Source organism: Thalassospira sp. MCCC 1A02898, assembly GCF_001618185.1.
Taxonomy (GTDB): domain Bacteria; phylum Pseudomonadota; class Alphaproteobacteria; order Rhodospirillales; family Thalassospiraceae; genus Thalassospira; species Thalassospira tepidiphila.
On the sequence record NZ_LPXK01000011.1, the window covers coordinates 141592 to 159714 of the forward strand.

Consider the following 18123-nt stretch of genomic DNA (forward strand, 5'->3'; position numbering starts at 1 on the left):
CCAAATGCGTCAGTTTACGACGGTCGGGGCCACGCTTGGTACCTGACCATTGAGTTTGGCTTCGACGGTACTGCGCAGTTCTTCGGTCGGATTGAAGGACAGCGCACGGTGCCACTGGAAGCGGGCCTCGTGATAGCGCCCGATCTGCCAATAGGCATCCCCCAGATGATCATTGATGGTCGGATCGTCGGGTTTCAGTTCGACCGCCTTTTCAAGCTGTTCGACCGCATCTTCGAACCGGCCCAGTTTGTAGTAAACCCACCCCAGACTGTCGACGATATAGCCATCATCAGGCTGCAATTCGACAGCGCGTTTAAGCATGTCTTCGGCCTGGTCGAAATTCATGCCCATATCAACCCAGCTATAACCAAGATAGTTGAGCACATAGGGCTGTTCTGGTTCGACTTCGAGGGCCTGAAGGAAATCTGCCTCTGCCTTGGCCCAGTCCCCGGCACGTTCATGGGCAATGCCACGACGATACAGCAAACGCCAGCCAACCTGCGTCTGGCCACCAAGCCGTTCAATCGCCTTGTCATAGGCGTCTGCCGCCGGGCCATATTGCTGCTGAATGCGCAGGATATCGCCAAGCTGGATCAGCGCATCCGGGCGATCACGGCGTTCGCTGACCATGTCTTTGAGGATATCAATCGCCTCGTCCGCGCGGCCAATCTGCTCAAGGCTTGAGGCGGTGCGAAGGCGTGCGTTCCAGCTATGAGGGGATGAGCGCGGGATCCCTTTGTAAACCTCAATTGCCGTTTCAAAACGGTTCTGAATTTCCATCACTTCGCCGACCAGAAGACGGGTAATGTCATCATCGGGACGTAGCGACAGCGAATAGCGCGCCATCAGCAAGGATGGATCAACCGCGTTTTCCTGACTAAGCAGGGTGGCAATATCGAGATAGGCCTCTGCCAGACCCTCTGCCGGGGTCAGCATGGTTGCGATCGGTGGTTCTTTGCGATCAAGGCGTGCGAGATGGAACGGCATGGCAAGCGATTGCGGATGCCGATCCATATAGCTTTCATACAGAAGCGACGCCTTTTGCACCTGACCTTTGCGCTCATAAACTGCGCCAAGGGCCTCAGCGGCGCGAAGCGGCGCGTCGGCCGGATCGCCATAGGCACTGGCAAGCGCGCGTTCAGCGGCATCAAAATCACCAAAATGCGCCAGGATCAGACCGCGATGATATTCCGAAAGCGGGTTAAGCGCGCCATTGCCCTGCATGCCATCAAGGGCGGTCATTGCCGCGTCTTTTTGATCAAGGCCGGTGTAAAGCCAGGCCTTTGCCAGCGGCGCAATCAGGGCATTGATGCCACGTTCGGGCAGGCTTGAGACAATATCAAGCGCATCCTGATAACGATCTTCGCGAATGGCGGCATCCATCACGGTCAGGGCCGCAAACAGGTCCTGATCGTTTTCGGATTGCAAGCTGGTGGCAATGTCGACGGCATCGCTGATACGCCCGTCGCTGATCAATGCCAGGAAGGCACGGCGGCGCAGCTCTGCGTTATCGGGGTCGAGTTGATGGGCGCGCAAAAGATATTGCGCAGCGTAGTCCGACCGGCTTTCCATCTGGGCGGCCTTGCCAGCCAGGAAGTTGCCCGAAAACCCGTTGGATTGCGGATACTCGAAAACGGCATCGTCGCTGTTCTGTGGCATGGTACCACAGGCCGAAAGCGCAACAGCCGTCATCGGGATGAGGAGATGTAACAATTTACGTTTCAAAGGCTTTTCCTGCGTCCGCAATTCGGGTTCGGCGACGCCAGATCTGGCGCATCGCCATAGTGAATTTCGGGATTAGCCTACTCAGTCGGCAATTATAAGGCAAAGCATTTGCAACAACAGCAAACCGCTATCTTTGAATGCCATCAATGACACGGGAATACGCAGCGCAGGATAATATGTCTTCAGTCCCGCGACAGGGCTTCTTTGACCAGCGCAATCCAATAGCTGACACCATGCGTGATTGCGTCATCGTTGAAGTCATATGCGGCGTTATGAAGCAACCGGTCGCCATCCGTCGGGCCATTGCCGAGCCAGATATAGCAACCCGGTTTGACATTCAGCATGAAGGCGAAGTCTTCGCTGGCCATGGACGGTTCAGGATTGGTGTCCACCTGATCTGCGCCGACAATCTTCGATGCCACCGCAAGGGCGATTTCGGATTCTGCCGGGCTGTTGATTGTTGCCGGATAGCGGCGTTGATAATTCACCCGGGCATCGCAGCCCAAGGCCCGTGCCGTGTGTTTGGCTGTGTCGACCAGACGGGTTTCGATAACATCCTGAATATCAGGATCAAATGTGCGCACGGTGCCGCGAATGGTCGCGCTGTTGGGGATTACGTTCCAGGTGTCACCGCCGAAAATTTGCGTGGGCGAGATCACAGCGCTTTTCAAAGGATTGATTTCGCGTGCGACGATGGTTTGCAGTGCCAGCAGAACCTGACCTGCTGTTGTAATCGGATCATGTCCGAGATGGGGCATGGCCGCGTGACACCCTTTGCCCTCAATCACGATTTCAAACACGTCGTAGCTTGCCATCATCGGGCCAGCCTTGACGGCCATGGTGCCGATATCGCGGCCCGGCCAGTTATGCATGCCATAAACCGTATCGACCGGATGGCTGTCAAACAGGCCCTCTTTGACCATCTCGCGCCCGCCGCCTTCGTTTTCTTCGGCAGGCTGGAAAATAAAATCGACGGTTCCGGCAAAATCCGGGTTTTCGGCAAGGATTTTGGCGGCACCAAGCAGCATGGTCATATGGCCATCATGACCACAGGCATGCATTTTTCCCGGATGTTTTGACGCATAAGGAAGATTGGTTGTTTCATGGATATCAAGTGCATCCATGTCGGCGCGAAGCCCGATCCGTCCACCCGGTCCCTTATTTCCGTGCAGGGTTGCGACCACACCTGTCTTGGCGATGCCGGTTTTGACTTCCAAGCCAAAGGATTTCAGCTTTTCTGCGACAAAGGCGCTGGTCAGGTTTTCTTCAAATGCGGTTTCAGGGTGAGCATGCAGATGGTGACGCCAGCTGATGAATTCATCGACAAGTTCGGTGGCGCGAGGATGAAGGGAGCAAGAAGGGACAGACATCTGCATACTCGATTTTGGATGATATGTGCGGGCGTGAACCCGGTAACTTAACACCGGGACCACCATATTTCAGATGGTCCCGGTTGCGCGATGTGATCAGATACCCTGAAGCTTCAGGATCGCTTCGGCAACAAGAACCGAACCGGCATAGGTGCCAAGGAACACAAGGCAGGCAACCAGTGCGAGTTTCCAGCCGGAATGTTTGGCAACTTCGATTTCCTTTTTGGCAATCGCAAAGCCGGCATAGGCAAGCGCCGGGGTTGCAAGAGCCAGGAAGTTAACCGACTTGGCCTGTGCGACGATCCATTCCGAACCCGGGGTCCAGGGAAGGGTTGCGACAATGCCGACGAGTGAAATCCATGCAACGCTTGGCAGATAGAACGGCGCAAAGCGGGTCAGGATAAGGCCAACCATCGAGATCAAATAGATCACGATCATGCCCATAAATCCGTCCATCAACGGTATCGCCGGTCCGACTGTGTTCATCACCAGTCCGACAAGGCAGACAATGATCAGGACGACGGCATGATCGACAAGATCAATTTTCGGGCGGGTGGTTTCTTTTGCAACAACGCTATCAGACATGATCAAGCCCCCTTGTTGTCAGCAGCGGCAAGGTCACGCTTACCAGCCGTCGCGTTATAGAGTTTTTCAACGATCGGAAGAGCAATAAACAGTCCTGCATAAAGACCTGTTGCATAGGTCAAAAGGTTGCTCGCCCCGGCAAGTGCAAGGATTTCGTCCTTCATGGTCGGGACAACTTCCGTCAGCGCACCAGTGCAGGCCGCCATCATTGATCCACTGCCGATCCCGCATGCCATTGCAAGGGCGCGCGGATCAAAAACATCGATGCTGGCAAACAGCGACGCCAGAATGGCAAAAATGAAGGTGCCGAACAGCGTACCAATCACATAAACGCCCATGACACCCGCGCCTTCCGGGCTTTTAAGCGTGTAACGGTCGGCAATGATGGCAAGGTTCGGTTCACGTGCGATCGAGAAGGTCGCACCAATGGCCTCACGGCCCATTTTCAGGCCCCAAACCGCAAGCGGGAATGCCAGCACAATCGTGCCGAGGTTCCCAAGTTCCTGCAGCAACAGCGCAGGACCCGCTTCGATGATGGTTTCGATTGCCGGGCCGATGGTGGTTCCGAATTTGGCGATGAACGGCATGATCGCAATGACGATAAGCGGTGAGGCCGCCTTGACTTCTTTTTCACCGATGAACTTGCCAAATTTCGGCATGACATTCGGATTCATAAGGGCAGCCATGATAAAGGCATAAAGCAGCGGCAACAGAAGAATTGCCCCAATTCCCAACGGAATTTTGCGGATGCCGATCAGCTCGGCGATTGCCCCAATGATGATAACGGCTAAATGGAGCTTCCATAGCCCCATTTGTCCCCGAAGCGCATTCATTTCCCAGTCTCCTTGACAGACAGTGGCGTTTACGACGCAAGGACACCTTTCCCATTGATGCGGGAAACCAAACGCGCCTTGTCATCCCTGTAAAATCCGGCGACGCAAAATTCATCGTTTTGCCATTTTTGGATCCGGAATTTCCGACCGAGAATGGGAACATGCCGATTCATGGGCAAGTGCCATTTTGGGATGCTTCTGTTGCCGAAATGGCAACAGGTCGCGCAAGGTTATTCATGTTCTTCGGGATACCAGGCGGAGCCAAATGCCTCCATCCGATCCCGGATCATGCCTGTAACCGCCCGCACCGCGGCGGTTTTGGGGCGCTCCTTGCGCACCAGCAAGTGTGAAGGAACACGCGCCAGGAAGGGATCGGTCATCGGGATGGCAACGACTTCTCCTCTGCGTAGTTGTCGTGATACCGCAAACGCGGGCAGATAGGTAATACCGCCCCCCGATAGGACAAAGTGAATGGCAACATTGATCGAATCGGCGGTCAGAAAAGCATCCCGCGCCACGCGATTTCCCGGATCGGCATTTGCCAAAAGTTTGGACACCCCGAAATTCTGATCCAGCAAGGCGGCCGGATAATTCAGCGTTTCATTCAGTTTGCAGCTTTGCTTGGAGGCAAGGGCAAATTCCGGCGGGACCAGCACACAAAGCGGGCTGTGGTTTTCAGCGAGTAATTCAAGCTCCGGCGTGCGCGGCGGGTTGAAAACCAGCCCCAGATCATAGTCATCGCGCAGAATGCCATGGGTGATCTTCTCGGTTCCGGCAACATCGATTTCAAGTCGAATATCGGGGAACTCATCGCGCAACGGGCGGATCACATGATTAACAAGATCGACAACAAAGCCCTCCCCGGTTGCGATGCGCACCGTCCCGGCAATGGCGCCACGGGCTGCGGCCAGATCAACCGCAAATGCTTCGTCGATTTCGATGCGCTTGCGTGCATGTGCCGCAACCATATGCCCCGTTTCGGTAAAGATGATCCCGCGTTTGGTGCGTTCCATCAAAAGCGTATTCAGATGGGCCTCAAGGCTTGAGATCTGTCGACTGATCGCCGAGGGGGCAATGCGCAAGTTCTCGGCAGCAGTCCGGATCGAGCCGGCTTCGAAAACAGCCAAAAAATAACGGAGAGGTTTGTCATCGATCTTCATATCGGGGCTTCGAATTGTGGGGCGATGTCGTAATCAGAGCATATCTGTTGCTGTTTCGGCAACAACATGTTCCGGCAATTGATCTTGAAACAGCGATGCTTCCGCCGGAAGTTGATCAGGAAATCAAAACAGAAAAGGGCGGAAAAGGGCGTTCAAAGGCGAAGATTGTCACCTTTGATACAGCGCGTAACGACCCCAAAGCAGCAAAGAGGCAGCAATCGTGACACAAACACACATCAATGGCAGCGGAACCGTCGGGGTCATTGGGCTTGGAAATATGGGACTTGGTATGGCGCGCACACTTTTGCGCGAGGGCCACGCTGTAACCGGGTTTGACCTTTCCGTCGAACGCCAGGCGGATGCTGCGCGCGATGGTGTGACCATCGTTGCCACCCAACAGGAACTTTTTAGCGCCTGTGAGACCATCATTCTTTCCTTGCCGACAGCACGCCACGTGCAAACCGTTTTGACCGGGGATAATGGCCTTGCATCTTGTGATCTTGCGCCGCGCCTGATCATTGATACGACAACGTCTGAACCAGATGTGACCCGCGAACTTGACGCGGCTTTGCGTGTGATCGGTCATGTCCTGATTGATGCGCCGGTCAGTGGTGGCCCCGCTGGTGCCAATAGTGGGCAACTGACCATGATGGTTGGCGGCGATGATGCCGGTTTTGCCAAGGCGATGCCGATCCTTTCAGTTCTGGGCGGCAAGATTACCCATGTTGGCCCGGTGGGGGCCGGTCACGCCGTCAAGATTATCAACAACATGCTTGTTGCGACCCATCTTTTGACCATGCGCGAAGCAGTCGCACTGGGCAAGGCGGCCGGGGTGGATACCAACTACCTGATCTCCGCACTTAATGCCGGTTCAGGGCGCAGTGCTGTCAGCGAAGTCAATTATCCGAAATGGGTTCTTACCGGGCAGTTTGACAGTGGCTTTACCATGGGGTTGATGCGCAAGGATATGCGTCTTGCCATGGCCTTGGCATCGCAAAAGGACGTGGCGCTTCCGGTCAGTCAACTGGCGGGACAGATTTGGCAGGACAGTGCAGCGGCGCTTTCCGATGACATGGATTTCAATCGCATCACCGAATTGACTGCAAACACCAAGACCGCCAAGGCAGGAGAATGACAATGAGCAGCGCAGATAAACTGATGACGCGTGACTATGCCAAGGCCATGGCACCGTTCTTTGCGGATGGTGTTGTTGGCAGTTGGGTCAATGGTGCGATCATGCCGGGCGAAGGTGATGATATCGAATTGATCGATCCTGCAACCGGCAAGGCGTTTTTGACGTTCAAGGATGCTGGTGGCGATGTAGTGGATGCAGCTATGAAGACCGCGGTTGCCGGACAGCGCGTCTGGTGGGCGATGACGGCGGCGGAACGTGGTCGTATTCTCTGGAAAATCGGTGCCCAGGTCCGCGATCATCTTGAACAGCTGGCACTTCTGGAATGCGTTTCAGCCGGTAAGCCGATCCGCGATACGCGGGTCGAGGTGCTTAAAGTCGCTGAGATGTTTGAATATTATGCCGGTTGGGCGGACAAGCTTCATGGCGATGTTATCCCGGTCCCGACCAGCCATCTGAACTATACCCGCCCCGAGCCATATGGCGTTGTTACGCAAATAACGCCCTGGAACGCGCCGGTCTTTACGGCCGGTTGGCAGTTGGCCCCGGCCTTGTGTGCGGGCAATGCGGCGGTTCTTAAACCGTCGGAAATGACGCCGCTGACCTCTGTTGCGCTTGGTGTTTTGTCGAAAAAGGCAGGTTTGCCTGATGGGGTGATTTCGGTGCTGGCAGGATTGGGCCATACCACGGGTGTTGCGGCGACAACCCACGATGCCACCCGTAAGGTTGTCTTCGTCGGATCCCCCAAAACCGGTTCTGTTATTGCGGCCCAAGCCGCCCAGAATATCGTGCCGTGTGTTCTTGAGCTTGGCGGGAAATCGGCAAACATCGTGTTCGAAGATGCCGATCTTAAGCGTGCCGTGACTGGCGCGCAGGCTGCGATCTTTAGCGGAGCCGGGCAAAGCTGTGTTGCCGGTTCGCGCCTGTTGGTCCAGCGTTCCGTGTTAGATCAGTTCCAGGAAATGCTGGTTACGGGTGCCAATCATATTCCTGTGGGCGATCCGCTTGATAGCGCAACCCAGATTGGCCCGATCAACAATGATGCCCAGTACCAGACGGTAAATCGCCTGATTGCGTCGGGGCGTGCCGAAGGGGCAGAAATTCTTGCAGGTGGTGCCCGCCCTGATGGGGGCGCTTGTGCCGATGGGTATTTCTTGCGTCCGACGGTTCTTGGCAATGTTCGCAACGATATGTCGATTGCGCGCGACGAAATCTTTGGACCGGTTGTTTCGGTCATCCCGTTTGATGACGAGGCCGAAGCCATTGCCATCGCCAATGACAGCAAATTTGGCCTGGCCGGGGCGGTTTGGACCGGTGCGGTGGATCGCGCGCACCGGGTGGCTGCGAACGTGCGGGCCGGGACGTTCTGGATTAACAGCTATAAGACCATCAATGTCATGTCGCCATTTGGCGGGTTTGGACATAGTGGCTATGGCCGATCCAGCGGCAAGGAAGGCTTGATGGAATATATGCAGCCCAAAAGTGTCTGGACCGAAACCGCGGCAAATCCGCCGGTTGCCTTTGGCTATGCGCCGGAATGATCAAATGACCAAGTGATCAAATCATCAGACTAAATAATAAGGGCCGCAAGAAGCGGCCCTTATTTGTATGAGGAAAGCCGAAAAGGCTTACATATTCGGGTAGTTAGGTCCGCCGCCACCTTCGGGCACGACCCAGACGATGTTCTGGGTCGGGTCCTTGATGTCGCAGGTCTTGCAATGCACGCAGTTCTGGGCATTGATCTGCAGGCGCTTGCCACCATTGTCTTCGTCTTCGACGAATTCATAGACACCGGCCGGGCAGAAACGTGCCTCTGGCCCGTCATAGACGGCAAGGTTGGTGTTTACCGGAACACTTGCATCTTTCAGCGTCAGGTGGATCGGCTGATCTTCGCTGTGGTTGGTGTTGGACAGGAAGACCGATGACAGCTTGTCGAAGCTGATTTTGCCATCCGGTTTCGGATAGTCGATCTTTGGCATTTCGCTGGCCGGTTTCAGGCAGGCATGGTCGGCATGGTTTTTGAAGGTCCAGGGTGCCTTGCCGCCGAACAGATAGGTATCAACCGCACTGTAGGCCATGCCACCCCAGAAGCCCCACTTGGCGAAGCTTGGTCGGATGTTACGCACCTTGTGCAGTTCCGGATAGACCCAGCTGTCTTTGAGACGCTGCGGGTAGCTGTCCATCTGTGCAGGCCTTTCGTCGGCCGTCAGGGCCTCAAAGGCGGCCTCGGCGGCCAGCATACCGGTCTTCATCGCGGTGTGCGAACCCTTGATCTTCGGCACGTTCATGAAGCCCGCTGAACAGCCGATCAGGCAACCACCCGGGAAGACAAGATCCGGGATCGACTGGAAACCGCCTTCGTTCAGCGCACGTGCGCCGTAAGAGATGCGACGACCGTTTTCGAAGATCTTGCGGATTTCCGGATGCGTCTTGAAACGCTGGAATTCATCAAACGGGCTGAGATGCGGGTTTTCGTAATCAAGACCAATCACGAAACCAACAACCACCTGATTGTTATCAAGGTGATAGAGGAACGACCCGCCGTAGGTGTCTTTATCCAGCGGCCAGCCAACGGTGTGCTGGATCAGGCCTTCCTTGTGCACTTGGGGGTCAACTTCCCAAAGCTCCTTGATGCCGATGCCATAGGTTTGCGGATCGGAATTTTTGCGCAGATCAAATTTCTTGATCAGCTGTTCGGACAACGAACCACGGCACCCTTCGGCAAAGAAGGTGTATTTGGCATGCAGTTCCATGCCCGGTTCGTGGTTCGGGCCCGGCGTGCCATCACGCGAAAGGCCCATATCACCGGTGGCGATACCCTTGACCGATCCGTCTTCGTTAAACAGAACTTCGGCGGCAGCAAAGCCCGGATAAACTTCCACACCAAGGGCCTCGGCCTGTTCGCCAAGCCAGCGGCAAACATTGCCAAGGCTGACGATATAGTTGCCTTTATTGTGCATCTGCGGCGGGGTCGGCAGCTTTTTAGCGCCAGTTTCGCTCAGCATCATGAACTGGTCGTCGCCAGCCGGCACGTTCAGCGGCGCGCCGCGTTCTTTCCAGTCCGGGAAAAGTTCATTGATCGAGCGCGGCTCCATCACGGCCCCTGAAAGGGTGTGTGCGCCGACCTCGGAACCTTTTTCAACCACACAGACGGTGATTTCTTTTTCCTGTTCCTGGGCGAGTTGCATCAGCTTGATGGCCGCTGACAGACCGGATACACCGGCGCCAACAACGACCACGTCAAATTCCATGGATTCCCGTTCCATTTGGCCTCTCTCCTTTGGCTGGCGACCGTATCGAACTGTTTCCGTTCGTTGGCCGTGAGCCGGTATTCACCGTTCAGAGTCTCGCCCAAGCCCTGAATTCTCTCATAATTCTCTATGAATACAGCTATACCGATCATGGGATCAGTTGACAATCCATAGTCACGAACGGTGTCGCGTTTGTACTCTGGCACAAAGGACCCAAAATCGTATAAGGTCGTCCCAAGCAGCAGCCGTGATCCCGTTCGCGGTGCAACATACATCGCCTTAGTGTAGATGAGCAAACCAATTACAGACTTTGATGTAAATAATCTCGACCCGTTCGAGGCCCTTGTCTGGCAATTTGAAATGGGCGCGGACGAGGCTATCGCCGACGAGCCGCTTGACCGTTTCAAGGCGTCCGAAAGCCTGCGTCAGAACGCGGCCAACCGACCGGGCTTTGGCGTGAATGCGGGCACCAACCCGCAACGTCCGGCTGGGGCGTCGGCCCGTCCGGCACAGGCAGCGGGCACCGGTCCGGCACCATTCCCGGCTGGCGCGGATGGTGGATTTTTACTGTCTGACACGCCGCATGAAGCACGCCAGTCCGCACGTGATGCGGCCGCCGCGGCAAACAGTCTTGAGGAACTCAAGGCGGCGATTGAAAAGTTTGAAGGCTGTGCCCTTAAGAAGTCCGCCAGCAATACCGTTTTTGGCACCGGCAATGTCGAGGCCAAGCTGGTTCTGGTCGGCGAAGCACCCGGTGCCGAAGAGGACCGTCAGGGACTGCCGTTCGTCGGGCCAAGTGGCAAGTTGCTGGATGCCATGTTGCGATCCATCGGCCTGGCGCGTGAAGAAGTTTACATCACCAATATCCTGCCATGGCGGCCACCGGGAAACCGACAGCCGACCACAGCTGAAGTCGCGGTGTGTGAACCGTTTGTGCGCCGTCATCTTGAGCTGATCGGGCCCAAGGTTGTGGTGTGTCTTGGCGGCAGTTCGGCCAAGACCCTGATGGAAGAAGATCGCGGGATCACGCGTTTGCGCGGCACCTGGAAGGAAGTTTCCTTTGCCGATGGCAAAAAGGCCGACCTGACCGCGATGTTCCATCCGGCTTATCTTCTGCGTACGCCGGAACAGAAACGCCTTGCCTGGCGTGATTTGCGCGCGATTGCACAAAAGCTTTAAGGAATTGGCGATAAACTGACTGTATGCATGGGAGATATGCATGCGTTCGGGGTGCGTATTCTGGAGTGCGCCAAGTGCTTGATTCCAGATAAATGATTTCGCGGTTTGGCTGTTTGCTGCTATAAGGGACGCCGTTGCACGAGGGGGAACACCGCAGGCAACGGGTTGCGAGACCAAACTGCTTCGGGATAAACACGCGGCTTGAAAACAAGTCTCGTTGGGGAAACTAATTTTGATCGAAGCAATAAGAACACGCCTGCCGGGTGTCAAAAGCACCTTAAGGCAGGGCCTATTCTTCGCGTTTCTTGGCACCATGACCATCATGGGGGCCACGTCACCTGCTGCTGCGAGCACGCAGGAACAGGCCGCCCTTGGCAGCCCGGTTCTGGATGACGCGCTTTCGACCGTAATCCCCAAGCCACTTTCCGAACGTGACGCCGAACTTTACGAACAGATTTTTGCCGTTCAGGAACAGGGCCGTTGGCAAGATGCCGACCGCCTGATTTCACGCCTGTCTGATGATGTCCTGATGGGGCATGTGATGGCGCAGCGTTATCTGCATCCGACGGCCTACCGTTCGCGTTACAAGGAACTAAAAGACTGGCTTGCCAGTTATGCCGATCATCCGCAGGCACCGCGCATCTATAAACTTGCGCTGACACGTCGCGGATCGGCCAATTATCCGAAAAAGCCTGTGGGCAGCTATGTTTCGGGTGCTGGTTATGATTACGAGAACATCACGCCCTATTATCACAAGTCGTCCAAGAAGCTGTCGTCCAAGCAACGTTCGCGCGTCGCGACCCTGAAAAGTCGTATTCGCCATCGTATCGGCAGTGGCTGGCCGACCGGCGCGCTGGAAGTTCTTGAAAGTGAAGAAGCGCAGCGTCTTTTTGATGCCTATGAGCAGGACCACGCCAAGGCGGCAATTGCATCTGGTTACTATTACTTTGGTAAACCGGACCTTGCGTTGAAATATGCCGGTGAAGCGGCAAAGCGTTCGGGCAAGTACCTGCCGCAGGCGCATTGGACGGCGGGCCTGACCGCCTGGCGTCTGGGCAAGATGGATGAATCGCACGCCCATTTCGCAGCCCTGAGCACAAATAAATATGCATCCAGCTGGACCCGGACCGCCGGTGCGTTCTGGGCGGGGCGTATTGATCTGGCCGCAGGCCGGTTCGAAGAGGCTGATGCCATGTTGAACCGCGCGGCGGAATATCCGCGCTCGTTCTATGGGCAGTTGGCGATGCGCGCCCTTGGCCGCGATGATGTCTTTGACTGGGACAGCCTTGAGCTTGACGAAAACCGCGCCAACAAGCTGAAGCTTGATCCGCACGGGCGTCGTGCGCTTTCGCTGTTGCAGATCGGGCAGCGCGATGAAGCCGAACGTGAATTGCGCAAGGTCGCGGCAAAAGATGATGATTCGCTGCGCCGTGCTGTTTTGGCGCTGACCGATACCGCCAACTTTGCGTCGCTGACCATGCGCCTCGGCAGCTATATCGCCCAGAAGACCGGTGATGTGTTTGTAAACGCACTTTATCCGGTCCCGCCATGGGAGCCGGAAGGTGGTTACGAAGTTGACCGGGCGGTGATTTATGCCTTCATGCGTCAGGAATCAGGTTTCAACACCGACGCCCGCAGTCATGCCGGTGCGCGTGGTTTGATGCAACTGATGCCGGCAACTGCAAGCTATATCGGCAATACCCGTTACCGGGGTGAAAAGCGTGCTGAGCTTTATCAGCCGGAAATCAACCTGTCGCTTGGTCAGAAATATGTTGATCACCTGCTTGAACAGAATGGCGTTGATAACGGCTTCTTGCAGTTGATGGCAGCCTATAATGGTGGCATTGGCAATCTTGGCCGCTGGCAGAAGGCGCTTAAGGACAATGTCGATCCGCTATATTTCATCGAAAGCATTCCGTCGCGTGAAACCCGACTGTTCATCGAACGCGTGATGGCAAACCTTTGGATGTATCGTTCACGGTTCGGTCAGGAAACGCCGTCGCTTGATCTTCTGGCGGCCGGTGAGTGGCCAACCTATCAGCCGCAGGATCAGGAAAATGATCGCGGCCTGACAGCGCAGCGTTAAGCACAATCACCTGAGATGACAGCCAGTAACGGCGACACCCCGCAAAAGCATCCATCCAATGACAAGGACCGCCGCCCGGATCAGGGGACGGTCCTTGATCGTATCAAGATGCCGCCCATGAGCGGCGAAGAAGCTTTGCGGCGGTTTAACGAGGGGCAGTCATCGGCAAATGGTACCGGTAATGCACCGCTGCCGGGCGAACTTGATAATCTTCATCCGATCATCAAACTAATGGCACTGGGCGGGACATTGGTTCTGATTGTCGCGGTGTTGCTTGGGGTGCTTTATCTGTTCGCGGCTTAATGCCGCTATCCGGACTAATCCGCGCTGATCACGGCATCTGCACTGGATTGCAGGGCCTTGATTTCGCTTTCGGTGGCATTGCCAAGCGGGTCGTCCTTGGGAAGGTCGCGATAAAGGTCACTAAGCACGCGAAGTGCCTGATCGGATTTACCATTTTGTTTCAGCATCATGCCGTAATAGTAGCGCGCCAACAGATGGTTGGGCATTTGCCCAAGGGCATGAAGCACAAGATCGCGTGATGTACTGTCGATCTGGCCATCCTGTGCGGTGATGCGGGTATCGGCATATTCAATGGCAAGCAACGGATTGTGACCCGAAAGGGCATAGGCCTGCGCAAAGGCGGCAACGGCCCGTTCAATATTGCCAAGGCGGAGCGATCCACGCGCCAGGGCGACCCAGCCTTGAAGATTGCGCGGGTTTACCTCAAGCGAGACGACAATCTGATTAAGCAAACGCCTGATCTGTTGATCGGTTTTGAAATCCGGGTCGGTGGCGTTATCGGCAACGGCCGCGGCGGCGGCGAGGTTGCGTTCACCGGCACGGTCTGCATAGGGCCGCGATGGCAGGGTTGGGCTGCCAATGATCGCATAAAGACCCAGTGCCGCGATAACTGGCAGTGCGGCAAATGTCACACGGCGTGCACGCGATCCGTGCCCGTCGGATTTCGGCAGGCTTGCATAGAGTGCAGAACCCGCCAGAACTGCCAGAACCGTCAAGCCAACCCAGATCACGTGAAACCTCCGACCGGTTGACGATATGTCAGGCGATCACGTTTCATCAGGACTTGCCGTCATCATTCGAGGTGCCAAGAAGTTCGTCCAGACGGTCCTGTTCGTCTTTTGACAGGGATGCAGATGCCGGGGAACCTTCGCGCTGCTTGCGGCGATAGAATGCAAAGACCGCCAGCAAAGCCAGCACCACTAGGACAGCCGGACTTGCCCACAGAATATAGGTTTCCGGTTTTAGCGGCGGGTTCAAAAGGACATAATCGCCATAGCGCGCAACGATATAGTCAATGACCTCTTCGTTGTCGTCGCCAGCAACGAGGCGTTCACGCACCAGCACGCGCAGATCACGCGCCAGTTCGGCATCAGAATCATCAATCGACTGGTTTTGACAGACAAGGCAGCGCAGTTCCTTGCTGATTTCGCGCGCGCGTTCTTCCAGAACCGGGTTGGACAGCATTTCATCGGGGTTGACCGCAAATGCCGGGTTCGATGCAATGACCGGAACCAGAATGGCAAGTGCGCCAAAAACAAGTTTGAAGCGGCTTATCATCCCTTTAACTCCGCGATTTTCGGCAGCAGGACCTTCTCAAGGACTTCGACCGTAACGGGCCCGACATGCTTGTATCTGATTTGGCCAGTGCCATCGATGATGAAGGTTTCCGGAACACCATAGACGCCAAAGTCAATGCCGGTCCGGCCTGACAGATCCATGCCGACTGCAGCATAGGGATCACCAAGTTCGGCCAGCCATTTCACACCGTCCTCGGGGTCCTTTTCCTTGTAATTCAGGCCATAGACCGGAACGTCGGCTTCGCGCGACAGACGTTTGATCAGCGGATGCTCTGCGCGACACGGGACGCACCAGCTTGCAAAGACGTTCAGAACCGATACCTCGCCCTTGGACAGATCCGCGCGCGACAGGCCCTTGTCCCGGCCCGGCAGTGGTGGCAGCGAGAATTCCGGTGCCGGTTTATCGATCAGGACCGATGGCACAACCGATGCATCCTTGTCGATGTTTAACAAGAACACCCCGGCCAGTGCGGCAAACAAAACCAGCGGAATGACAGCGATCGAAAATCTCATGAAGCGGGAACTCCAGTCTTCTTGAAGCGCAGGATTACGCGCGTGAGGATGCTGAAACATCCACCGATCAACATCAATAACATGCCACCCCAGACCCAGGGCATCATGGGCAAATAATGAACCGTTACCACCCGGCCGCCGTCATCATCACGGTCACCGATCGAGACATGCAGATCGCCATCGCGACCATGCCAGATATCGGCTTCACGGGTTTCAACGCCACGGATCGGGTAATAACGAATTTCAGGGAAAAGTTCGGTGACCGGCAGGGAATGGCGATACAGGATAAAGGTCGCCTGACGGGTGGCATAGTTTTCACCGGCCAGAAGCGAGACACCTTCATATTGCAGGTTATAGGGGCCTGCCTGAATGCTTTGTCCGGCACGGGCAGAGACAACAACCTGTTCTTCCCAGATGCTGCTGGCCGATCCACCGGCAATAAGGATTGCAAGGCCGATATGGGAAAGGGTCATGCTGATGTAGCGTGGACCCAGAAGTTGCAGATTGCGATATTTGCTTTCACCATATTCAGGGTGGCGCCAAAGCCGCGCCCAAAGATCACTTAGCGACGCGGTCAGAACCCAACCGGCAAGACCGATACCGATCAGCGGTGCGGGGGACAGATCGATAAAGCGGATGGAAACGAACAGCACCGTGATGAGCGACAGAATGGCTGCAAGCTTCATACGCCGCCCGATCATCCAGACTTCATCCTGTCGCCAGCGCAGTGCCGGGGCAAAGGCCATCAGAAACAGCAAGGGCAGAACAATCGGGATCAGAGCTTTGACATAGAACGGCGCACCAACGGTGATCGGGTCGCCCGTAATCCATTGCAAAACCAGAGGATAAATCGTTCCGATCAGCACGACGGCAGCAACCAGAGACAGCATCACGCTGTTAAGGAACATCGCACTTTCGCGCGAAATGACATCAAAACCGCGACCATCGCCCATCTGATCGACAGAGCGCCAAAACAGGTAATAGGCGACGGCAAACACCAGACAAAACGCGACCAGAAGACCGGTGCTGTCAATTGGCAGAAGCTGTGTTTCGGGCAGGGGCGCAAACAGATCCGATCGGGTCAGGTAAACCCCGAACCATCCCACCGCGAGCGTCGTGATGCCCAGAAAGGCTGTCCAGGCCCGCAGGGTTTCGGTTTTTTCCAGAACGGCCCGGCAATGCAAAAGAGCGGTTGCAAGCAACCATGGCAATAGAAGGCTGTTTTCCGCCGTGTCCCAGTACCACCAGCCACCCCATGCCTGTTCGCTGTAGGAACGATAGGCATTGATCGCAATCGCGGTGCCAAGGCAGACCCAGGAAATGATGGTCCAGGATCGCATGGTTTCGGCAAACCGGCGGTCAATCTTGCGGTCAAGCAACCCGGCCAGTGTCATGGCAAAGATACCGGCAAGGCCCGCCAGACCAAGATAAAGGAACGGTTCGCGAAGGACTTTAAGAAGGTCCTGGCTTTGCGGGTTCATCCCCCGACCATCAAGCGGCGCAATAGTGACGCGCAGGAACGGGTCGGCATCAATCAGTGTCACGACACCAAGAATTGTGATCAATGCGCCAAGAACGGAAAGGGCATTGCGCGCGAAGCGATCGGTACAGATGGCAGCAGAACTGCGCAACTGAATGGCAATCAGAAGATTGACCAGTGAAAGCGCCAGAAGCCACAGCAGCATGGCCCCGCCGTCGGGGGTAAAGGCCGCCCCAATGCGATAAAGCAATGGGGTCGATGAATGACTGACGTTCGAGACGATGGGCAGGGTGAAGTCACTGACGATAAAGGCATTGAGCAACGCCCCCTCGGCCAGAAGGCCAAGCAACAGAATGACGCCAGGCAGCAGAAAAAGGCTGGCCGGTTTTGCCGCGGCCTGCCCGAAGGCACCGTCATCATCATCGTCATCGGAAAAGGCGGGGCCGCCTGCCGGTGTGGCAGAAGCCCTGTGTGGGGTGAGCATGCGCAGCGATGCACGTAGCCAAAGCGGGCTGAACAGAACCGCCTGTCCAATTCCCGTGACCACCATCAGCAGCAGGGCAAAATGTCCTAACTCTGCAAACATGTGCGTCTATGACTTCCCCAATAGTTCCCCTGCGCCCTATTGCCCGATCGGTCGGGTACAGATCAAGGGGCAATGGTCGCGGCTATGTTTTTCTTGCGCGTATGGTCGGGCTTTATGGCGGCAGAATGTGGCTTAATTGCGCATTTGTTCGGCGTTCTTGGCTTCGATTTCTTCCCAATAGCCGCTTTTCTTAAGCGATTCGGCGACTTCAGGCGGCATGTAGTTTTCATCATGCTTGGCCAGAACTTCCGATGCGACAAAGGTGCCGTCGCTGTTCATGTGACCTTCGGCGACGACACCCTGACCTTCGCGAAACAGATCGGGCAAAATCCCGCGATATGAAACCGGCACACTTTCGGCCATGTCTGTGACGACGAAGGCAATGGTTTGGCCATCATCCTGTTTTGCCACCGACCCTTCAACCACAAGGCCGCCAATCCGCAAACGCTGATCGGGGTCAATCGGTGATTTTTCGGCGATTTCGGTCGGGCTGAAGAAGAACACCACCGAATCTTCAAATGCCGTCAGCATCAGGGCCGCAGCACTGCCAACCGCGAGCAATATGGCCCCGATGACATACATGCGTTGGCGTTTACGGATTTTTGCGCGGGAAAGTGACACA

Annotated in this window: 16 protein-coding genes; 5 read left to right on the forward strand and 11 right to left on the reverse strand. The window is 55.8% G+C overall.

From position 1 onward, the window contains the following. Positions 1–9: 9 nt before the first annotated feature. The 5 genes from AUQ41_RS11650 to AUQ41_RS11670 all read right to left on the reverse strand — a co-directional run bounded on the left by AUQ41_RS11650 (position 10) and on the right by AUQ41_RS11670 (position 5673). Complete coding sequence (locus AUQ41_RS11650) at positions 10–1725, reverse strand: tetratricopeptide repeat protein (protein WP_063088573.1); 1716 nt, start codon at positions 1723–1725, stop codon at positions 10–12. Between the two features lie 182 nt (positions 1726–1907). Continuing rightward, positions 1908–3095, reverse strand: coding sequence for a M20 aminoacylase family protein (locus AUQ41_RS11655; protein WP_063088998.1), 1188 nt, complete (start codon positions 3093–3095; stop codon positions 1908–1910). A gap of 96 nt (positions 3096–3191) precedes the next feature. Next, positions 3192–3680, reverse strand: coding sequence for a hypothetical protein (locus tag AUQ41_RS11660; RefSeq protein ID WP_008889212.1), 489 nt, complete (start codon positions 3678–3680; stop codon positions 3192–3194). Between the two features lie 2 nt (positions 3681–3682). Then, complete coding sequence (locus tag AUQ41_RS11665) at positions 3683–4513, reverse strand: DUF3100 domain-containing protein (protein WP_143588670.1); 831 nt, start codon at positions 4511–4513, stop codon at positions 3683–3685. Between the two features lie 230 nt (positions 4514–4743). Further along, entirely contained in the window at positions 4744–5673 is a 930-nt protein-coding gene (locus AUQ41_RS11670) for a LysR family transcriptional regulator (RefSeq protein ID WP_063088574.1), read from the reverse strand. 220 nt (positions 5674–5893) lie between these two features. On the opposite strand from AUQ41_RS11670, the gene AUQ41_RS11675 reads away from it, so the two are divergent. Together AUQ41_RS11675 and AUQ41_RS11680 are read left to right on the forward strand one after the other, a co-directional pair. After that, entirely contained in the window at positions 5894–6808 is a 915-nt protein-coding gene (locus AUQ41_RS11675) for an NAD(P)-dependent oxidoreductase (RefSeq protein WP_083952688.1), read from the forward strand. 2 nt (positions 6809–6810) lie between these two features. Then, on the forward strand, positions 6811–8346 hold the full coding sequence (locus tag AUQ41_RS11680) for an aldehyde dehydrogenase family protein (RefSeq protein ID WP_232308377.1): 1536 nt from the start codon (positions 6811–6813) through the stop codon (positions 8344–8346). Positions 8347–8433: 87 nt separating this feature from the next. Here AUQ41_RS11680 and AUQ41_RS11685 read toward each other — a convergent pair whose 3' ends face one another. Next, complete coding sequence (locus AUQ41_RS11685) at positions 8434–10071, reverse strand: electron transfer flavoprotein-ubiquinone oxidoreductase (protein ID WP_063088576.1); 1638 nt, start codon at positions 10069–10071, stop codon at positions 8434–8436. Positions 10072–10344: 273 nt separating this feature from the next. Here AUQ41_RS11685 and AUQ41_RS11690 point away from each other — a divergent pair, with 273 nt between their 5' ends. The 3 genes from AUQ41_RS11690 to AUQ41_RS11700 all read left to right on the forward strand — a co-directional run bounded on the left by AUQ41_RS11690 (position 10345) and on the right by AUQ41_RS11700 (position 13624). Further along, positions 10345–11235: a uracil-DNA glycosylase family protein gene (locus tag AUQ41_RS11690; RefSeq protein WP_063088577.1), complete on the forward strand. Its 891-nt coding sequence runs from the start codon at positions 10345–10347 to the stop codon at positions 11233–11235. A gap of 232 nt (positions 11236–11467) precedes the next feature. Beyond that, positions 11468–13321 carry a lytic transglycosylase domain-containing protein gene (locus AUQ41_RS11695; RefSeq protein WP_063088578.1) on the forward strand — a complete coding sequence of 618 codons (1854 nt, stop codon included), beginning with the start codon at positions 11468–11470 and terminating at the stop codon, positions 13319–13321. A 15-nt stretch (positions 13322–13336) separates the two neighbouring features. Beyond that, on the forward strand, positions 13337–13624 hold the full coding sequence (locus AUQ41_RS11700) for a hypothetical protein (RefSeq protein WP_063088579.1): 288 nt from the start codon (positions 13337–13339) through the stop codon (positions 13622–13624). Positions 13625–13638: 14 nt separating this feature from the next. Here the strand turns inward: AUQ41_RS11700 and AUQ41_RS11705 are convergent, their stop codons facing one another. From AUQ41_RS11705 to ccmE, 5 genes are all read right to left on the reverse strand, one after another. After that, positions 13639–14355 carry a hypothetical protein gene (locus tag AUQ41_RS11705; RefSeq protein ID WP_063088580.1) on the reverse strand — a complete coding sequence of 239 codons (717 nt, stop codon included), beginning with the start codon at positions 14353–14355 and terminating at the stop codon, positions 13639–13641. Between the two features lie 46 nt (positions 14356–14401). Beyond that, on the reverse strand, positions 14402–14902 hold the full coding sequence (locus tag AUQ41_RS11710) for a cytochrome c-type biogenesis protein (RefSeq protein ID WP_063088581.1): 501 nt from the start codon (positions 14900–14902) through the stop codon (positions 14402–14404). Beyond that, a complete protein-coding gene (locus AUQ41_RS11715; protein ID WP_063088582.1) occupies positions 14899–15435 on the reverse strand; it encodes a DsbE family thiol:disulfide interchange protein in 537 nt (178 codons plus the stop codon). The genes AUQ41_RS11710 and AUQ41_RS11715 overlap by 4 nt, the downstream gene beginning before the upstream one ends. Further along, positions 15432–17501, reverse strand: a complete 2070-nt coding sequence (locus AUQ41_RS11720; RefSeq protein ID WP_063088583.1) for a heme lyase CcmF/NrfE family subunit — start codon at positions 17499–17501, stop codon at positions 15432–15434. The genes AUQ41_RS11715 and AUQ41_RS11720 overlap by 4 nt, the downstream gene beginning before the upstream one ends. 132 nt (positions 17502–17633) lie before the next feature. Continuing rightward, positions 17634–18122: a cytochrome c maturation protein CcmE gene (gene ccmE, locus AUQ41_RS11725; RefSeq protein ID WP_008889225.1), complete on the reverse strand. Its 489-nt coding sequence runs from the start codon at positions 18120–18122 to the stop codon at positions 17634–17636. Position 18123 lies beyond the last annotated feature (1 nt).